Genomic DNA, 19,489 nt, shown 5'->3' on the forward strand with positions numbered 1-19,489 from the left:
CTTTCACTTCTAGAATTCAGGAATTTTCTGATCCATGGGCAAATCGCTGGTCATTGTGGAATCCCCGGCTAAGGCCAAGACCATCAACAAGTATCTGGGTAACCAATACGTGGTGAAGTCGAGTATCGGCCATATCCGAGACCTGCCCACCAGCGGTTCGGCTAGCGCCAGCAAAGAGCCTGCCGCCAAGCGCGGCAAGGCCGCCGCGGGTGAAGGTCCGGTGCTCACACCGAAAGAGAAAGCGCGCAAGCAGCTGGTCTCGCGCATGGGCGTCGATCCTGATCACGGCTGGAAAGCCAAGTACGAGATCCTGCCGGGCAAGGAAAAGGTCATCGAAGAGCTGCGCCGGCTCGCCAAGGATGCTGACACCATCTATCTCGCAACCGACTTGGATCGCGAGGGGGAAGCCATTGCCTGGCACCTGCGCGAAGCCATCGGTGGTGACGACAGCCGCTACAAGCGCGTGGTGTTCAACGAAATCACCAAGAAGGCGATTCAGGAAGCGTTCTCCAAACCGGGCGAGCTGGACATCGACCGTGTCAATGCTCAGCAGGCGCGTCGTTTCCTCGACCGCGTGGTGGGTTACATGGTTTCGCCGCTGCTGTGGGCCAAGATCGCCCGTGGCCTGTCCGCCGGTCGCGTGCAATCGGTTGCGGTGAAGCTGGTGGTCGAGCGTGAACGCGAAATTCGTGCGTTCAACCCGGAAGAGTACTGGGAAGTCCACGCCGATCTCGGCACCGCCAAGGGCGCTACCGTGCGCTTCGACGTGGCTCGCGAGAAAGGCGAGGCCTTCAAGCCGCTCAACGAAGCCCAGGCCATGGCCGCGCTGGAGAAGCTCAAGGCTTCCAGCTACAGCATCGTCAAGCGCGAAGACAAACCGACCAGCAGCAAGCCGTCGGCACCGTTCATCACCTCCACACTGCAACAGGCCGCGAGCAACCGCCTGGGCTTCGGTGTGAAGAAAACCATGATGATGGCCCAGCGTTTGTACGAAGCCGGCTACATCACTTATATGCGTACTGACTCCACCAACCTCTCGGCCGATGCCGTGACGATGGCGCGTACTTATATTGAAGGCGAATTCGGCAAGAAGTACCTGCCGGAAACCCCGAACGTCTACAGCAGCAAGGAAGGCGCACAAGAGGCTCACGAAGCGATTCGTCCGTCCGACGCCAACACCGAGCCAAGCAAGCTGTCGGGCATGGAGCGTGATGCAGAGCGGCTCTACGAGCTGATCTGGCGCCAGTTCCTCGCTTGCCAGATGCTGCCGGCCCAATACCTGTCGACCACGGTCACCGTCGGTGCCGGCGACTTCGAGCTGCGCGCCAAGGGCCGCATCCTGAAGTTCGACGGGTACACCCGCGTCATGCCGCAAATCGCCAAGCCGGGCGATGACGACGTGCTGCCGGACATGGCCCAGGGCGACGCGATGAAGCTGATCAAGCTTGATCCGACCCAGCACTTCACCAAGCCGCCGGCGCGTTACTCGGAAGCGAGCCTGGTTAAAGAAATGGAAAAACGCGGCATCGGTCGTCCTTCGACCTACGCAGCGATCATTTCCACCATCCAGGACCGCGGCTACGTGGCGCTGCACAACCGTCGTTTCTATTCGGAAAAGATGGGTGACATCGTTACCGAGCGCTTGGCCGAGAGCTTCTCCAATCTCATGGACTACGGCTTCACCGCCGGCATGGAAGAGAACCTCGACGACGTGGCTCAGGGCGAACGCGACTGGAAAAACGTCCTGGACGAGTTCTACGGCGACTTCAAGAAGAAGCTTGAAGTAGCCGAAAGCGCCGAAGGTGGCATGCGTGCCAACCAGCCGGTGATGACTGATATTCCATGCGTACTGTGCGGTCGTCCGATGCAGATTCGTACTGCATCGACCGGCGTGTTCCTCGGCTGCTCGGGTTACAGCCTGCCGCCGAAAGAGCGTTGCAAGGCCACCGTCAACCTGGTGCCGGGCGACGAAATCGCTGCGGACGACGAGGGCGAGTCGGAATCGCTGGTTCTGCGTGGCAAGCACCGCTGCCCGATCTGCAGCACCGCGATGGACGCTTACTTGCTCGACGAGAAGCGCAAGCTGCACATCTGCGGTAACAACCCGGATTGTGACGGTTACGAAATCGAAGAGGGCACTTACCGCATCAAGGGCTATGAAGGTCCGAGCCTGGAATGCGACAAGTGCGGCAGCGAGATGCAGCTCAAGACTGGCCGTTTCGGCAAGTTCTTCGGCTGCACCAATGCGACCTGCAAGAACACCCGTAAACTGCTGAAAAGCGGTGATGCGGCGCCGCCGAAGATGGACCCGGTGAAGATGCCTGAGCTGAAATGCGAAAAGGTCAACGACACCTACATCCTGCGTGATGGTGCTTCCGGGCTGTTCCTGGCGGCCAGCCAATTCCCGAAAAACCGCGAGACCCGTGCTCCGCTGGTCATGGAAATTGTGCCGCACAAGGACGAGATCGATCCGAAGTACCACTTCCTTTGCGAAGCACCGAAGAAAGATCCGGACGGCCTCCCGGCAGTGATTCGTTACAGCCGCAAGACCAAAGAGCAGTACGTGCAGACGGAAGTCGACGGTAAGCCGACTGGCTGGAAAGCGTATTACGACGGCGGCAAGTGGACGGTTGAAGACAAGCGTCCAGCAGCCAAGGCTTAATCCTGACAAAACGCGAAGGCTGATAGTGGGCCGACTCTGTCGGCCAGCGGGAGCAAGCTCCCTCGCCACAACACAAAAGGCCGCATGAAAACCCGAGGGTTGTCATGCGGCCTTTTGTTTTGTGCTTGCGGGAAGCGGAGGTGATCCACGACACTGTCCGACCTGCATGAAGCAATTATTTCGTTGTGGAGGCTGCCATCATGGCCCACGAACTCTATACCCGTACCAACCAGAAGATTTATTTCGCCGGCCTGTCGCTGGAAGCGCTCGCCAGAGCCGAAGAGGGGCGGGCGATGAACTCCCTGGCGCTGATTCAGGCCGGACGCGAATCGGCGTTGTTTCACCTGTACGGTGCGCTGCTGGGGTTATGCCATGAAATTGCCGGTTTCTATCGCTTGCCGCAGGCTAACGCGCCTCGGGCGGAAATGCTGTTGACCCGCGAAGTTCTGGAAGCCATCGCCATTCCTGAAATGGCCGAGATGGTCGAGTTGGCGCAGAACCCGGAAACCTGGCTGGCCAGGTTGCTGGCCGCCCATGCTGCGCTGTTTCAGCCGCCACGAGCGCCGCACAAGCCTAAAGGTGACGTAACGCAGCCGCTGATTCTGGCCGTTAACCTGGATGAAGAAGACGCGCCGCAAGAGCTGGGTCGGGAAGAGCTGGAGAGCTGGCGTCAGAACCTCAAAGGTCTGGCGATTCGGTTTCGCGAAGGGTTGAACGAGTGCTGAAGGATTGAAAGTTTACCGGATGGTCTGACAAGGACTGTCCGTTCAGGGATGAGTGTTGTCAGAAATTTCTCTTCATGATGGCATCTGGTCAAGATCCCGAGCGAAGCCTGGCCGATGCCTATATAATCCCCGCCTTTCGTGGAGAACAGACCTTTATGCCAACGTCCTTTCTAGAAATTGTCGAGTTGCCAGACGGCCGTATCGAACTGCGCAGGGCCGAGGACGAGGGTTCTCTGGTTACTTTGGATTTCTCCGAGGATGCCAAAGCGTTCCTGCAAGGCCAGCACGTGGAAGTCGCGAAGGCGATGTTGAGCGTCGGCGTTCAGATGGCAGGACGCCTGGTTGAAGGCGAATTTGATAAAGATCAGGGTTCGCGGGTTCTTCATTGATCCCACCTGTCGGTTTTTTGTAAATACCTCTACAGATCGGCTTCTCTGTCCTTGGAGAAGCCCCGCGTTGTTCAACGCGCGAATTGCTTTTCAGTTAACCCAGTCGAATATTCAAACTTTGTGCGTCCCCGGTCCGGGCGGCACTGATCAACTGTTGCCGTGAAGTCGTGTTCAGTGGGTTGAGCCAGCTGACGACTGTGTGGCTGCGACCCAGGCGAAGAGCTTCGCAGGTCAGTTGCTGGGCACTTTGGCTGCCGCGCGGTTGCAGCAGCAGGATGCGTTCGCGGTTCAGGCCGGCGTCCCGCAACCAGGCCTGGGTCAGGCTGGCGGGCGGGGCGATCAGCGTCAGCCAGCGTGCGTCCTGATCCTGACTCAACTCCCTGAGAATCGGTGCCAGGAGGTTCAGGCAATTCCCGGCCGCACCACGCAGTGACAGCTCGCTGAAAACTTCAGGTTCGGCGCTCCAGGGCGACTCGACCACGTCTTTCAGGATCGGCGCCAATGGCTGCACCATGAATGCCTCGAACAACGGCAGTTGGGCTTGCTGTGAGGTGTGTGGGAACTGCATAAAGCCTCCTTTAGCGGCGAATGACGCCAACACTCAAGCCTTCGATCACCAGTTCCTGATCTTTCAGGTTCACTTCGATAGGGGCGAATTCAGGGTTTTCGGCGATCAACCAGACTTTGCTGCCATCACGCTTGAAGCGTTTGACGGTCACTTCGTCGCCGATCCGCGCCACTACGATCTGGCCATTGCGGGCTTCACGGGTGGTATGGACTGCCAGCAGGTCACCGTCGAAAATGCCCACGTCCTTCATGCTCATGCCATGAACCCGCAGCAGATAATCGGCGCGAGGATGGAAGAACGAAGGGTTGATGTTGCAGGACTCTTCGATGTGCTGTTGGGCAAGGATTGGCGCGCCGGCAGCCACTCGACCAATGATCGGCAGGGTGGATTCGTCGGCTTTGGCTTCGAAGCCGGGGATGCGAATTCCGCGGGAGGCGCCAGGCGTCATCTCGATGGCGCCCTTACGGGCCAGCGCCTTGAGGTGTTCTTCCGCTGCGTTGGGCGATTTGAAACCCAGTTCCTGAGCGATTTCCGCGCGGGTCGGCGGGTAGCCGTTGTCTTCCAGGCAACGTTTGATGAAGGCCAGAATCTCTGCTTGGCGTGGCGTCAGCTTTAGCATATTGATCGCTCTGTCTTTTTATACAGTGACTGGGATTATATACAGTGAAACGGTCTTGGCAATGCCCCTTTTTTTGCCAGCCGCTGGACGGTCGATAAGCCAGTTGATTGAAGCTTCGTCGTTGTATGCTTAAATAGCTGACCGACCATTCCCAAAACGAACCGCCAGGCTTGACAAGGCTTGGGCTGAAACGTATGTTTCAAACAAGTGTTTGTCAGGCGGAGTAGCCATGGCCCAGTCGGAAACCGTTGAACGCATTCTTGATGCTGCCGAGCAGTTGTTCGCGGAAAAAGGTTTCGCTGAAACCTCGTTGCGCCTGATCACCAGCAAGGCCGGTGTCAATCTGGCGGCGGTGAACTATCACTTCGGCTCGAAGAAGGCGCTGATTCAGGCAGTCTTCTCGCGCTTTCTCGGGCCATTCTGCATCAGTCTCGACAAAGAGCTGGAGCGGCGTCAGGCCAAGCCCGAGAACAAGCCGACTCTTGAAGAGCTGCTGGAAATCCTCGTCGAGCAAGCGCTGGTGGTGCAGCCACGCAGCGGCAACGATCTGTCTATCTTCATGCGCTTGCTGGGTCTGGCCTTCAGTCAGAGCCAGGGGCATTTGCGTCGGTACCTGGAAGACATGTACGGCAAGGTGTTCCGTCGCTACATGATGCTGGTCAACGAAGCGGCGCCACGAATTCCACCCATCGAGCTGTTCTGGCGTGTGCACTTCATGCTCGGTGCTGCGGCGTTTAGCATGTCGGGGATCAAGGCATTGCGTGCGATTGCCGAGACCGACTTCGGCGTCAACACGTCCATCGAGCAAGTGATGCGTCTGATGGTGCCGTTCCTGGCGGCCGGCATGCGTGCCGAAACCGGCGTGACCGATACAGCCATGGCCACTGCGCAGTTACGTCCGCGCAGCAAGTCGACGCCGGTTGCCGCCAAGGTTTAGCCGCATACGGGTGGGCGCGGCAGCTGACATCCGCTAAGCTAGCCGCCCATGCCGACTCTCGTTCTGAACCCGCTCCCCATTGATATCGCCGACCTGCCGGGCACAGCCCACGGCGGCGAACGCGTGCGAGCCGGGTTTATCGTTATCAAGGAATCTCTATGACTGCTGGCCTGCAAGGCTCGTTGATGGTGGACGTCGCCGGTACCTGGCTGACGGCCGAAGATCGCCAATTGTTGCGCCAGCCCGAAGTGGGCGGCCTGATCATTTTTGCCCGCAACATTGAACATCCGCGTCAGGTGCGTGAGTTGAGTGCTGCGATCCGCGCCATTCGTCCCGATCTGCTGCTGGCAGTCGACCAGGAAGGTGGTCGGGTTCAGCGCCTGCGTCAGGGCTTCGTGCGACTGCCGGCCATGCGCGCCATCGCCGACAACCCAAATGCTGAATACCTGGCCGAACAGTGCGGCTGGATCATGGCGACCGAAGTGTTGGCGGTCGGTCTCGATCTGAGCTTCGCCCCGGTGCTGGACCTCGATTATCAGCGCAGCGCTGTGGTCGGCACTCGCTCGTTCGAGGGTGATCCTGAACGCGCAGCCTTGCTCGCAGGTGCATTCATTCGTGGCATGAACAGCGCCGGCATGGCCGCCACAGGCAAGCATTTTCCGGGGCACGGCTGGGCCGAGGCGGACTCCCATGTTGCGATCCCCAATGACGAGCGCAGCCTGGACGAGATCCGCGCCAACGACCTGGTGCCATTCTCCCGATTGAGCAAGCAACTGGCCGCGGTCATGCCGGCCCATGTGATCTATCCACAAGTCGATTCCCAGCCCGCCGGCTTCTCCCGCCGCTGGTTGCAGGACATCCTGCGCGGCGAGCTGCAGTTTGACGGTGTGATCTTCAGCGACGACCTGTCGATGGCCGGTGCCCATGTGGTTGGCGATGCTGCCAGCCGTATCGAAGCGGCACTGACCGCCGGTTGCGACATGGGTCTGGTGTGCAACGATCGCGCAGCGGCGGAATTGGCCCTGAGCGCCGCCCAGCGTCTGAAGGTCAAGCCGTCCGAGCGCATTGCGCGGATGCGCGGCCAATCGTACGCCAACACCGAATACCGTCAGAACCCGCGCTGGCTGGCAGCTGTCGGCGCGCTCAAGGAAGCTCAACTGATTGAGTAGGGATTTTTCGCTATGACGGTTTACGCGATTATCGGTGGCACCGGCCTGACTCAACTCGAAGGCTTGAACATTCGTCAGTCATTGGCCGTAGACACCCCGTACGGCGCGCCTTCGGCCGAGGTGCAGATCGGTGAGTACGCCGGCAAGGAAGTGTTGTTCCTCGCGCGCCACGGTCATCCGCATCGTTTCCCACCGCATCAGGTGAACTACCGCGCCAACCTGTGGGCGCTGAAGCAGGCCGGCGCCGAAGCGATTCTCGCGGTCAACGCCGTCGGTGGGATCAATGCCGCGATGGGTACCGGACATTTCTGCGTGCCGCATCAGCTGATCGACTACACCAGTGGTCGCGAACACACCTATTTCGCCGATGACCTGCAACAAGTCACCCACATCGACTTCAGCTTCCCCTACAGCGAACCGTTGCGCCAGCAGTTGATCGCGGCATTGGTGGCGGAAGGGGTTGGCTTCAGCGGCCATGGAGTGTACGCCTGCACCCAAGGGCCGCGCCTGGAAACGGTTGCGGAGATTGCGCGCCTGGAGCGTGACGGCTGCGACATCGTCGGCATGACCGGGATGCCGGAAGCCGCATTGGCACGTGAGCTTGAGCTGGACTATGCCTGCCTGGCGCTGGTGGTGAACCCTGCGGCGGGCAAGTCGGCAGCGGTGATTACCATGGCCGAAATCGAGCAGGCGTTGCATGACGGAATGGGGACAGTTAAGTCGACGTTGGCGCGGGTGTTGAGAGGCTGAGTCCGACTCTATATCGAGTTGACCCTTTCGCGAGCAGGCTTGCTCCCACAGTGGATCTGTGTTTGCCCGCCAAATTGGAGGCGGCACACTATTAAATGTGGGAGCGAGCCTGCTCGCGAAGGCGATCTACCAGGCACCGAGTACCTCAGCGCTTCTCCAGCTTATCCGGCATCGGCGCAAACAACGCTTCAATATCGTCGCTCTGCAACTTCCAGTCCCCGGCCTTGCGTCCATCCAGCACGCCGGCCGCAAGGTCGGACTTTTCCTTTTGCAGGTGCTGAATCTTCTCTTCAACCGTTCCCCTGGCAATCATCTTGTAGACGAACACCGGTTTCTCCTGACCAATGCGATACGCACGGTCGGTCGCCTGGTTTTCCGTCGCCGGGTTCCACCACGGGTCGTAGTGAATCACGGTGTCTGCTTCGGTCAGGTTCAAGCCAACACCACCAGCCTTCAGGCTGATCAGAAAAATCTGACGCTTGCCGCTCTGGAAATCCTTCACCGGCGTGCGTCGGTCGCGGGTCTGTCCGGTCAGCAGTGCATAGGCAACGTTGCGCTTTTTCAGCTCGTCCTCGATCAGCGACAGCATTGAAGTGAACTGCGAGAACAGCAGAATCCGCCGACCTTCCTCGAACAATTCCTCCAGCATTTCCATCAGGCTATCGAGCTTGCCCGAGGTACTGCCGCGAGCGGGCAGGGCGGCGTCGTTGACCAGGCGCAAATCGCAGCACACCTGACGCAGCTTCAGCAGCGCCTCAAGAATGATGATCTGGCTACGCGCCACGCCTTTGCGAGTGATCTCGTCGCGAACCTTTTTGTCCATCGCCAGGCGCATGGTTTCGTACACATCGCGCTGGGCTTCGTTGAGTTCGACCCAATGAATGATTTCGGTTTTCGGCGGTAACTCGGTGGCCACCTGTTCTTTGGTCCTGCGCAGCAGGAACGGCTTGATCCGACCGTTGAGGTGCTGAAGTCGTACTTCACTGGCGCGCTTTTCAATCGGCACACGGTAATCGCGATTGAAGCTTTTTATGTCGCCGAGCCAGCCGGGCAGCAGGAAGTGGAACAGCGACCACAGTTCGCCCAAGTGGTTTTCCAGCGGCGTGCCACTCAGGCACAGGCGCTGGCGAGCATTCAGCGCACGGGCGGCCTGGGCGGCCTTGCTGTTGGGGTTCTTGATGTACTGGGCCTCATCCAGCACCAGCACGTGTAACGGCTGCGCCGCCAGGCGTTCGACGTCCTTGGGGAGCAGCGCATAGGTGGTCAGGATCAGGTCGTAATCGGTCAGCGTCTCGAAGTGCTTCTTGCGACTGGCGCCGTACAGCGCCAGCACGTTGAGCTGCGGTGTGAAGTGCGCCGCTTCGTCGAGCCAATTGGGAATCAGGCTGGTGGGCATCACCACCATGCACGGCCGATCGAGGCGTCCGGCGTTCTTCTCGCTGAGAATGTGCGCCAGGGTTTGTAGGGTTTTACCCAGACCCATGTCGTCCGCGAGGATCCCGCCGACTTCCAGTTGCCGCAGCGACTGCATCCAGCTCAAGCCTTCCAACTGATACGGACGCAGGGTCGCGTTCAAACCTTCCGGTGCCGTGGCGGTGTAATCCTTGATGTCGCGCAATCGCTGGGCAAAGGTGCGGATCTGTTCGCCTCCTTCCCAGAGCAGCGGCATGTCTTCCAGCGGATTCAACCGCGTGGCATCGGCCTTGCTCAGGCGCAGCGTCGTTTCGCCGGGCTCTTGCAGATAGAACTCGCCGAGGGTCGCCAGCACCGGTTTCAAGCGGCCGAAGGGCAGGGCGACCTGCAACGGGCCGTGTTCGGAGTTCGGGCGATTCGGGATGTTTACCAGGATCAGTTCGTCATCGCGACGCCGGGCGAGGCGTTCCGGGTTGAGGATTTCGGTGTGGGAGCGCATCAGGTTCAACAGGATCGGCAGCAGGCTCAACCGTTCACCGTTGACGATGATCCCCAGTTCCAGATCGAACCAGTCACGCTCCGGTGCCTGCTCGACGGTGGCGTACCAGTCGTCCACTGCGGTCAGGTCGAAACCGAAATCCTCGTCGATCTGCAGCTCCCAGCCTAGGGTGCGCAGTTTCGGTAGCTCATTGAGGGTGAAGGTCAGCCAGGCGCTGTCGTTGACCATCTCATAGAGTTCACCTGCACTTTCCGGTAAGGCCTTGCTCTGCCGGGTGGCGACCTTGAACCCGAGGATCCGTAACTGTTCCCTGTAGGTCTGTTCGACTTCCGGATGGCGCTTTATCCGTAATGTCTGCGTCTCCTGACGAATCAGGATGTCGGCATTTTTCTGTCCGCAAACGTATTCATCCAGATAGCTGAAGGACAGGGCCGCGCGGTGCTGGATGTAGCGCTGCATCTTGCCGTTGCGCGGTTCGAAGGCGCTGAACTCGATACTGGCCAGCCACAGGCGCGGCACCGGTTGCACGTTATCCACCAGCACTTGTGGCGGCGCTTTCGGGCTGCGGTTTTCCAGCACGGCCTGAAGTTTTTCCAGCAGTTCGGCGTCTTGCGCAGCGGCGGGGTAGGCAAGGGTTTCCTGTACTTTCAGCAACACCGCCGCGCAATGTTTGCAGTTGCTGTGAACCGGGCAAGTGCAATTGGCGTCGATCATCAGCAAAGTGCCTTTGGCCGACTCACGCAGACGAATGGTCTGACGGTAAACGTTACTGCCGGACCCTTCGCAAGCGGCGAGGATGGTGGCGTCGCCGGCCTCGACGATCCTGACGCGATTTTCCAGCGCGTAGCGGCGGCCACGCTCAAGGCTCTGTTCCTTGAATCGGCTGACCCAGGAAGGTGCCAGGGGTTTGCTCAGGATCGCAGGCATAAGGACTTCAATCAGTCCGGAATTTCATCGGGGACTGGCCGAGGCGCAGGCGCGGTCAAGGAGGTGATCTTGATCAGCAGGCCGAGGTGGCCGTTGTCGAGGAAGTTCAGTTGGCCGTTCTTGGTGTGGCTTTCCTGTTTCAGGCGTTCGCTGGCGGTCACCAGGCCATTGGCGTCGATCTGGTTGACCCAGAAGTCTGCGTCCACATCGGTGAAGCGCCCCAGTTTCAGGCTCAGCGTACCCTCGATCGGGAACTGGCCGAACTGTTCCGTGCCTTCGCTGATCGCAACTTTGCTGGCTTCTTCACCGAGGGTCTGTTGCCAGGCCTTGTGTAGCAACACCGTGTAGTTGTTGCTGGCGCTGAGCTTTTCCACTTCGGGATTCAGGCTTGGCGTGCGAAAGCTGTCGGGGCTGATGCGTTGTGCGCCCGCTGCCCAGTCTTCCGGCGCCGCGCGACTGACAATGGCAGGCACTGCGTTTTGCCGCACCAGAATCATTTCGACCTGATAGAGATCATCGGCAAACGCCGTAGGGGCGAACAACGTCATCAAGCACGTCATCAACAAGGTCAGTGAGCGAAACAGGCGCATGCGGCGTCCTTCAAGCAGTTTTCGGAATGAGGCGCTCAAACAGCGCCTCTACAGTATTAAAGCGCTCTTCCGAGCGCTCCATCGGCACCTGGAATTTAAACATCGTGGCGCCTTCGAATTTGTAGCGTTTTGGCTGGCTCTGGATCAGCTTGATCAGCGTCAGCGGATCAACCGGGGTTTGCGTCGCGAACTCGATTCGACCGCCTTGCGGGCCACCGTCGACTTTCTTGATGCCCAGCAGTTCGGCCTGCAACTTCAGCGCGGTGATGCGCATCAGGTTCTTGGTCGGCTCCGGCAACAGGCCGAAACGGTCGATCATCTCCACTTGCAGGTCCTTGAGGCCTTCCTCATCGGTGGCCGAGGCGATGCGTTTGTAGAGAATCAGTCGGGCATGGACGTCCGGCAAGTAGTCTTCGGGAATCAACGCCGGTACACGCAGATTGACTTCCGGTCCGCCGCCCAGCGGTTGATCGAGGTTCGGTTGTTCGCCCTTGCGGATCGACTTCACCGCGCGTTCGAGCATTTCCATGTACAGCGTGAAACCGACGGCCTGGATCTGCCCGCTCTGACCGTCGCCGAGCAGTTCGCCGGCACCACGGATTTCCAGGTCGTTGGTGGCGAGCACGAAGCCGGCGCCGAGGTCCTGGGTGTTGGCGATCGCTTCCAGACGCTTTTCCGCGTCAGGGGTGATTTGCTGGCGGGGCGGTGTCAGCAGGTAAGCGTACGCCTGGTGGTGACTGCGACCCACCCGGCCACGCAACTGGTGCAACTGCGCCAGGCCGAACTTGTCGGCACGCTCGATGATGATGGTGTTGGCGCTCGGCACGTCGATGCCGGTCTCGATGATGGTCGAGGCGATCAGCACGTTGAAGCGCTTGTGGTAGAAGTCGCTCATCACCTGTTCGAGATCGCGTTCGCGCATCTGTCCGTGGCCGATGCCGATCCGCGCTTCCGGCACCAGCTCGGCGAGGTCGGCGGCGCATTTCTCGATGGTCTTCACGTCGTTGTGCAGGAAATAGACCTGACCGCCACGCAGCAACTCACGAAGCAGGGCCTCTTTGACCGTGCTCTTGTTCTGCTCCATGACGAAGGTGCGCACCGACAGGCGACGGGCCGGCGGCGTGGCGATGATCGACAGGTCGCGCATGCCCGAGACCGCCATGTTCAGCGTGCGCGGAATCGGCGTGGCAGTCAGGGTCAGGATGTCGACTTCACTGCGCAGGGCCTTGAGCTGTTCCTTCTGACGGACACCAAAACGGTGCTCTTCGTCGATGATCACCAGCCCCAGGTTTTTGATCTTCACGTCGTCCTGCAACAGCTTGTGCGTGCCGATGACGATGTCGATCTTGCCTTCGGCGAGGTCCGCCACCGCGGCGTTCACTTCCTTGGTCGACTTGAAGCGGCTCATCACTTCCACGGTCACCGGCCAGTCGGCGAAACGGTCGCGGAAACTGTTGTAGTGCTGCTGGGCGAGCAGGGTGGTCGGCACCAGAATCGCAACCTGACGACCGCCGTGTACGGCGATGAAGGCTGCGCGCATCGCCACTTCGGTCTTGCCGAAACCAACGTCGCCGCAGACCAGGCGATCCATCGGCTTCGGCGCGAGCATGTCGGCGCGCACCGCTTCGATGGTGGTCTGCTGGTCCGGGGTTTCTTCGAACGGGAAACCGGCGCTGAAGGTCGCGTAATCGGCTTTCGGGTCGGCGAAGGCATACCCTTCGCGAGCGGCGCGGCGGGCATAGATGTCGAGCAGCTCGGCGGCGACGTCGCGGACTTGCTCGGCGGCTTTGCGCTTGGCTTTCTGCCAGGTCTCGGAACCGAGGCGATGCAGTGGGGCCAGGGCATCGTCGCTGCCGGTGTAGCGAGCGATTAAATGCAGGTTGGCCACCGGCACATAAAGCTTGGCGTTTTCGGCGTATTCGAGGGTCAGGAATTCGGCAGCCTGGTTATCGATTTCCAGGATCGTCAGTCCCAGATACCGACCGACACCGTGATCGATGTGCACCACCGGCGCGCCTTCGCGCAGCTCGGTGAGGTTCTTGATAACGGCGTCGTTGTTGGCGTCGGCGCGTTTCTCACGGCGACGGCGCTGCATGACACGCTGACCGAACAACGGGCTTTCGGCCACCAGGGCCAGGGCCGGGTCGTCGAGCACCAGGCCTTCGTCGAGCGGCGCGATAGTGATCGCCAGGCGCTCTTTGCTGGCGACAAAGTCCGGCCAGCTGTCGACGGTTTTCGGTCGCAGCTTCAAGCGCTCAAGCAATTCCAGCAGCACTTCGCGACGACCCGCGGACTCGGCGGTAAACAGCACGCGACCGGGGAACTCATCGAGAAAGCCGGCCAGCGCTGCCAAAGGCTGGGTGGCCTTGGCTTCGATGGCCAGGTTCGGCAACTCCCGAGCGGGGAAGCGCTCGCGGCCGACGCCGGTTTCCACGTCCTGTTGGCTGACGACCACCCGCGGCCAGTTTTTCAGGCGCGCAAAGCAATCTTCCACCGGCAGGAACAACTCGGCCGGTGGCAATAAAGGACGGGCCGGATCGACACGGCGCTCTTCATAACGATTGCGCACGTCGTTCCAGAAACTTTCCGCCGCCTGTTCGATGCCCGGCAGGGAAAACACTTGCGTGTCCTGGGGCAAGTAATCGAAGAGCGTCGACGTTTCGTCGAAGAACAGGGGCAGGTAGTACTCGATACCGGCCGGTGTAATCCCGCTGCTCAGGTCCTGAAAGATCGGGCAGCGACGGAAGTCGACATCGAAACGCTCGCGGAAACGCGCCTTGAAGCGGGTGACCGCGTCCTTTTGCAGAGGAAACTCTCTCGCTGGCAGCAGGCGAACGGTTTCAACCTTGTCGATGGAGCGCTGGTTTTCCGGATCGAACGTACGAAGTGTCTCGATTTCGTCGTCGAACAGGTCGATGCGGAAGGGTAACTTGCTGCCCATCGGGAACAGATCGATCAGCGAGCCGCGTACTGTGAATTCGCCATGCTCGTAAACCGTATCGACATAACGATAGCCGCTGGCCTCAAGCCGGGTGCGCATCTGCTCGACGTCGAGCTTCTGGCCGATGTCCAGCACCAGGCTGCTACCGAGCAGGAATTTGGTCGGCGCCAGACGATGTAACGCGGTAGTGATCGGTACGACCAGGACGCCATGACTCAGCTCCGGCAACCGATACAGGGCGGAGATGCGCTGGGAAATGATGTCCTGGTGGGGCGAAAACAGATCGTAGGGCAGGGTTTCCCAGTCCGGGAAATGCAGCACCGGCAAATCCGGGGCGAAGAAACTCAGCTCCTGTTCCAGCCGTTCGGCACTTTGGCTGTCGGCGGTCAGCAGCAGGGTAAAGCGCTTGGCAGCGCTGGCGGCCTCGGCGATGGCCAGGCTCAGGGCGGCACCGGGCAGGTTGCCCCAGTGCTGTTTACCTGCCGCGGCAGGGAGAAGCGGTAGACGCAGAACGGGCACGGAAGGTTGAGCTCCAAGCGTTGCGACAAAGTCGGTAATTGTAGCGGTCCGGGGTGCCGCCTGTCAGTTGCAGATGTGTCTATTACGCAGGTTGGGCGAAATGTAGTGGTAAAGACAAAAAACCGCGGTTTTTAGCTGAAAATTGATGATTATGTAGTGGCAAAACGACCTGGTGTTACGGAGGGTTACGGATAAGACAGCGTTGTCTCCAAAAAATTGACTGCGCTGAAAGCCCCGGTTTTATTGGGCTTTAGCGGGGTGCGATTTTTTTGAACGGAATTTTGTTACGGATCGTACGACAGGCGCGCATTGCTACGGGAGGCACTCGGCGGCATAATGTAGCCCCTTTTTTCTGCCCCTACATGTGGAAGGTTCCCGTGACTCAGAAGCCCGACCAGTGTCTTGGTGAATGGATCGACCGTGAAGCACTCGCAGAAGCGATGATTCCGCTTATCGGTCAGCTCTACCGCAATAACAACGTGGTGAGTTCGATCTATGGCCGCAGCCTGATCAACCAGTCTGTCATCGCGATTCTCAAAGCTCACCGCTTTGCTCGCCATCGTTCTTCCGACGATAGCGAACTCTCCGTCCACGAAACATTCCCGCTGCTTAAAGCCATGAGCGAGCTCAAGCTCGGCGCGGCTTCGGTAGACTTGGGCAAGTTGGCGTTCAAATTCCGTGTCGAAGGCAATGGCCGCACTCCCGAGCAGTTCGTCCGTGAAGAATTGGCTGACGTGGTTGGCCAGCAAAACGCTTCCGCTCGCAAAGGCACCGACGTTGTGCTGTACGGCTTCGGTCGTATCGGCCGTCTGCTGGCGCGCATCCTGATCGAAAAAACCGGCGGCGGCGACGGCCTGCGCCTGCGTGCCATCGTGGTGCGCAAAGGCGCCGAGAACGACCTGATCAAGCGCGCAAGTCTGTTGCGTCGCGATTCGGTACACGGTCCGTTCAACGGCACCATCGTCATCGACGAAGAAAACAACACCATCACCGCCAACGGTAACCTGATCCAGGTGATCTACGCGAAGAACCCGACCGAGGTGGATTACACCCAGTACGGCATCAAAGACGCACTGCTGGTGGACAACACCGGTGTATGGCGTGACGCCGAGGGCCTGGGCCAGCACCTGGCGTGCCCGGGTATCGACCGCGTTGTTCTGACCGCGCCTGGCAAGGGCAAGCTGAAGAACATTGTTCACGGCATCAATCACACTGAAATAACCGCTGACGACAAGATCGTGTCCGCCGCTTCCTGCACCACCAACGCCATCGTGCCGGTGCTGAAGGCTGTGAATGACAAGTTCGGCATCATCAACGGTCACGTCGAAACCGTTCACTCGTACACCAACGACCAGAACCTGATCGACAACTTCCACAAGGGCGATCGCCGTGGCCGTAGCGCCGCGCTGAACATGGTGATCACCGAGACCGGTGCTGCCACCGCTGCTGCCAAGGCCCTGCCTGAGCTGGCCGGCAAGTTGACCGGTAATGCGATCCGCGTTCCGACGCCTAACGTGTCGATGGCCATTCTCAACCTGAACCTTGAGAAAGCCGCCACCCGTGAAGAGATGAACGAGTACCTGCGCTACATGGCGCTGCACTCCGATCTGCATAAGCAAATCGACTTCGTCAACTCGCAGGAAGTGGTTTCCACCGACTTCGTTGGCTCGCGCCACGCAGGCGTTGTGGATGCTGAAGCGACCATCTGCCAAGACAACCGCGTTGTTCTGTACGTTTGGTACGACAACGAATTCGGTTACAGCTGCCAGGTAGTCCGCGTGATGGAAGACATGGCCGGGGTAAACCCGCCAGCATTCCCGCGCTAAGCGTTAGCTGCACATGAAAACGCCCCGACTTTGGTCGGGGCGTTTTTGTTTGTGTGGTTTGGTCGGTTGCAGGTGTGTTGTCTGGGCCGGCCTCATCGCGGGCAAGCCCGCTCCCACATTGGCGTTGTGAACACCGCAGATCCAATGTGGGAGCGAGCCTGCTCGCGATGGCGATCTATCAGGCGCCGCCGACCACCGCTGCTTGCGCGGTGCGCAACTCATGCCGATTGCCTTTGAACAGCACCAGCGTCGCAATCAACCCCAGCACCGCCGCACCACTGAGCCAGATCCCCGGCGCAGCCTTGTTGTCCAGCACATGAATCAGGTACGTACACGCCGCCGGTGTAAAACCGCCGAAGGTCGCAGTCGCCAGGCTGTAGGCCAGCGAGAAACCGGTCGTACGAACTTCCACCGGCATGATCTCGGTCAGGGCGACCACCATGGCACCGTTGTACGAGCCATACAGGAACGACAACCACAACTCGACGATCAGCAAATGGCTGAAGCTCGGGTTCGCCACCAACCACGACAGGGCAGGGTAAGCGGTGAGGATCGCCAGAGTAGTCGCCGCCAGCAGCAAGGGTTTACGCCCGATCTTGTCGGAGACAGCACCCATCACCGGCAGCCAGAAGAAGTTCGACAGGCCGATGCATACCGTCACCAGCAGCGCATCCAGATCCGATAGATGCAGTTCGGCTTTGCCGAACGTCGGCGTGTAGGCCGTGATCAGGTAGAATGACACCGTGGTCATCACCACCAGCGCCATGCCTGCGATGACGATGCCAAAGTTCTGACCGATCGAGCGGACAATGTCCTGCAGGGTAGGGCGGTGTTTGCGTGCCTGGAATTCCGGGGTTTCTTCCAGCGAGCGGCGAATCACGAAGATCGCCGGCACGATCATGCAGCCGATCAGGAACGGCACGCGCCAACCCCAGTCACCCATTTCCTCCGGGCTGAGCCAGTGGTTCAAACCCACCCCGAGCAGGCCCGCGAATACCACCGCCGCTTGCTGGCTGGCGGATTGCCAACTGACGAAAAAGCCTTTACGACCCGGTGTGGAGATTTCCGCGAGATACACCGAAACACCGCCAAGTTCCACGCCCGCCGAAAAGCCTTGCAGCAGACGGCCGAACAATACGAGCAGCGGCGCAGCGACGCCCAATGTGGCGTAACCCGGCACGCAAGCAATCAACACTGTACCGGCGGCCATCATCGCCAGAGTGATGATCAGCCCTTTGCGGCGACCATGGCGGTCGATGTAGGCGCCGAGGAAAATCGCCCCCAGCGGGCGCATCAGAAAACCGGCACCGAAGGTGGCCAGCGACAACATCAGGGAAGCGAAAGCACTGTCGGCAGGGAAGAAGGTTTTGGCGATGGCCGTGGCGTAGAAGCCGTAGACCATAAAGTCGAACATCTCGAGAAAGTTGCCGCTGACAACGCGAAAAATCGCCTTGCCTTTGCCCGTATTCGAGGACATTTGAACGTACTCACTTTTAGCTGTCTTGTCGGAAATCCCTGGTTTAGACGCGTCCTCGCTGCCGCCCATGAGGGCAGGCTCCCTCGGCGAACAGATTTGTAACAATATGTGTATGAAGATCGTTAGGCAACAACTAGTTAGCTTGCTGTTTAAACGATGTAGCCATTACGCGGTATGAATCGGGGACCGAAGTGACATAAAAGGTACGGCCACCACAGATCTGATGTGGGAGCGAGCCTGCTCGCGATTGCGGTTCGCGAGTCAACATTAGAATTGACTGAGACACCGCAATCGCGAGCAGGCTCGCTCCCACATTTCTGTCGCATAATGGCTGGCCTTGGCGGTGTGTCAGGGGATTCTTCAGCAGAGGTGGGATTTGTTGAGTCGGTGGAAAAACATCTTCCTGGTGCTATGCGTTGTCTTGTCCGGCTGCGGCAACGGCGACTCCATGGAAAGCTTCAGCGGCCCAACCATGGGCAGTACGTATTCAATCAAGTACCTGCGCCAAGCCGGCTTGCCCACCCCGGCGGAAGTCCGCGTCCAGGTCGAAAAAATCCTCGCTGAAGTCGACCAGCAAATGTCGACCTACCGCAGCGACTCCGACATCGAACGCTTCAACGATCTTCCCGCCAACCGCTGTCAGAAAATGCCCGCACCGATCCTCAAATTGGTCCGTGTCGCTGAGCAACTGTCAGAACAAAGTGAAGGCTCCTACGACTTGACGGTGGAACCTCTGCTCAACCTCTGGGGTTTCGGCCCCCAGGCCCGTGAGGAAAAAGTCCCCAGCGCTCAAGCACTGGCCGAGGTGAGGCAGCGCGTCGGTTACCAGCACTTGCGCATCGAAGGCGATCAGTTGTGCAAGGATGCCGCAGTCGAAGTCGACTTCAACAGCATCGCTGCCGGCTACGCGGTTGATCGCATCGCCGCGCAACTCGAAGCCTCCGGCATCCACAACTACCTCGCCGAAGCCACCGGTGAACTCAAGGCGGCCGGCAAAAAGCTCGACGGCTCACCGTGGCGCATCGCCCTGGAAGAACCTCGGGATGATCAGCAAGTCGCCCAAAGAGTCATCGCGGTCGACGGCTACGGTGTGTCCACCTCCGGCGACTACCGTAATTATTTCGAGCAGGACGGTCGGCGTTATTCCCACACCTTCGATGCCCGCACCGGTGCACCGGTCTCACACACCCTGGCGTCCGTCACGGTAATTAATCCTTCGGCGCTGATGGCCGATGGCTTATCGACGCTGTTGCTGATTCTCGGCCCGGAGCGCGGTTGGGACTACGCAGAAAAACACGATATCGGCGCATTTTTTGTGATCCGTGCCGATACAGGTTTCGTCACGCGCACCAGTCACGCTTTTGAACGCCTCAGTGGCGGAAAAACCGAGTGACCACGGCGATTCAAGCAGCAAAGACTGGCGTTGTAGTGCAGGCAAAACTAGCCTACGACGCGACCAAGGGTTAATGTGCCCGGCG

At 59.5% G+C, this 19,489-nt stretch carries 14 protein-coding genes; 8 read left to right on the plus strand and 6 right to left on the minus strand.

Translation table 11 applies throughout. The features are described from left to right. Window positions 1-34: 34 nt before the first annotated feature. The 3 genes from topA (at window position 35) to ACYZUD_RS00145 (ending at window position 3,776) form a co-directional block, all read left to right on the plus strand. A complete protein-coding gene (gene topA / locus ACYZUD_RS00135) occupies window positions 35-2,662 on the plus strand; it encodes a type I DNA topoisomerase (RefSeq protein ID WP_462022047.1) in 2,628 nt (875 codons plus the stop codon). Between the two features lie 200 nt (window positions 2,663-2,862). Then, a complete protein-coding gene (locus ACYZUD_RS00140) occupies window positions 2,863-3,387 on the plus strand; it encodes a DUF6586 family protein (protein ID WP_462022048.1) in 525 nt (174 codons plus the stop codon). Window positions 3,388-3,542: 155 nt separating this feature from the next. Further along, window positions 3,543-3,776, plus strand: a complete 234-nt coding sequence (locus ACYZUD_RS00145) for a hypothetical protein (RefSeq protein WP_462025148.1) — start codon at window positions 3,543-3,545, stop codon at window positions 3,774-3,776. A gap of 94 nt (window positions 3,777-3,870) precedes the next feature. Here the strand turns inward: ACYZUD_RS00145 and sulA are convergent, their stop codons facing one another. Both sulA and lexA read right to left on the minus strand, forming a co-directional pair. After that, a complete protein-coding gene (gene sulA, locus ACYZUD_RS00150) occupies window positions 3,871-4,344 on the minus strand; it encodes an SOS-induced cell division inhibitor SulA (protein WP_462022049.1) in 474 nt (157 codons plus the stop codon). A 10-nt stretch (window positions 4,345-4,354) separates the two neighbouring features. Then, a complete protein-coding gene (gene lexA / locus ACYZUD_RS00155; protein WP_007933171.1) occupies window positions 4,355-4,963 on the minus strand; it encodes a transcriptional repressor LexA in 609 nt (202 codons plus the stop codon). A gap of 229 nt (window positions 4,964-5,192) precedes the next feature. Here lexA and ACYZUD_RS00160 point away from each other — a divergent pair, with 229 nt between their 5' ends. The 3 genes from ACYZUD_RS00160 to ACYZUD_RS00170 all read left to right on the plus strand — a co-directional run bounded on the left by ACYZUD_RS00160 (window position 5,193) and on the right by ACYZUD_RS00170 (window position 7,819). Beyond that, complete coding sequence (locus ACYZUD_RS00160) at window positions 5,193-5,900, plus strand: TetR/AcrR family transcriptional regulator (RefSeq protein WP_105339557.1); 708 nt, start codon at window positions 5,193-5,195, stop codon at window positions 5,898-5,900. A gap of 170 nt (window positions 5,901-6,070) precedes the next feature. After that, window positions 6,071-7,069 carry a beta-N-acetylhexosaminidase gene (nagZ, locus tag ACYZUD_RS00165; protein WP_462025149.1) on the plus strand — a complete coding sequence of 333 codons (999 nt, stop codon included), beginning with the start codon at window positions 6,071-6,073 and terminating at the stop codon, window positions 7,067-7,069. Window positions 7,070-7,081: 12 nt separating this feature from the next. Next, window positions 7,082-7,819 carry an S-methyl-5'-thioinosine phosphorylase gene (locus ACYZUD_RS00170; protein WP_462022050.1) on the plus strand — a complete coding sequence of 246 codons (738 nt, stop codon included), beginning with the start codon at window positions 7,082-7,084 and terminating at the stop codon, window positions 7,817-7,819. A 145-nt stretch (window positions 7,820-7,964) separates the two neighbouring features. On the opposite strand, the gene ACYZUD_RS00175 is transcribed toward ACYZUD_RS00170, so the two are convergent. From ACYZUD_RS00175 to mfd, 3 genes are read right to left on the minus strand one after another with little or no spacing between them, the layout of a single operon-like run. Further along, window positions 7,965-10,658: a DEAD/DEAH box helicase gene (locus tag ACYZUD_RS00175; protein ID WP_462022051.1), complete on the minus strand. Its 2,694-nt coding sequence runs from the start codon at window positions 10,656-10,658 to the stop codon at window positions 7,965-7,967. 11 nt (window positions 10,659-10,669) lie between these two features. Beyond that, a complete protein-coding gene (locus ACYZUD_RS00180) occupies window positions 10,670-11,248 on the minus strand; it encodes a CsiV family protein (protein ID WP_462022052.1) in 579 nt (192 codons plus the stop codon). A 10-nt stretch (window positions 11,249-11,258) separates the two neighbouring features. Next, window positions 11,259-14,708, minus strand: a complete 3,450-nt coding sequence (gene mfd, locus ACYZUD_RS00185; protein WP_462022053.1) for a transcription-repair coupling factor — start codon at window positions 14,706-14,708, stop codon at window positions 11,259-11,261. 362 nt (window positions 14,709-15,070) lie between these two features. Here mfd and ACYZUD_RS00190 point away from each other — a divergent pair, with 362 nt between their 5' ends. Then, window positions 15,071-16,534, plus strand: coding sequence for a glyceraldehyde-3-phosphate dehydrogenase (locus ACYZUD_RS00190; RefSeq protein ID WP_462022054.1), 1,464 nt, complete (start codon window positions 15,071-15,073; stop codon window positions 16,532-16,534). 178 nt (window positions 16,535-16,712) lie between these two features. Here the strand turns inward: ACYZUD_RS00190 and tcuC are convergent, their stop codons facing one another. Continuing rightward, a complete protein-coding gene (gene tcuC / locus ACYZUD_RS00195) occupies window positions 16,713-18,011 on the minus strand; it encodes a tricarballylate/proton symporter TcuC (RefSeq protein WP_462022055.1) in 1,299 nt (432 codons plus the stop codon). 448 nt (window positions 18,012-18,459) lie between these two features. Here tcuC and ACYZUD_RS00200 point away from each other — a divergent pair, with 448 nt between their 5' ends. Beyond that, window positions 18,460-19,404 (plus strand): FAD:protein FMN transferase, encoded by a 945-nt coding sequence (locus ACYZUD_RS00200; RefSeq protein ID WP_462025150.1) that lies wholly within the window; start codon window positions 18,460-18,462, stop codon window positions 19,402-19,404. Window positions 19,405-19,489: the final 85 nt, after the last annotated feature.

This window comes from Pseudomonas sp. XS1P51, assembly GCF_054897845.1.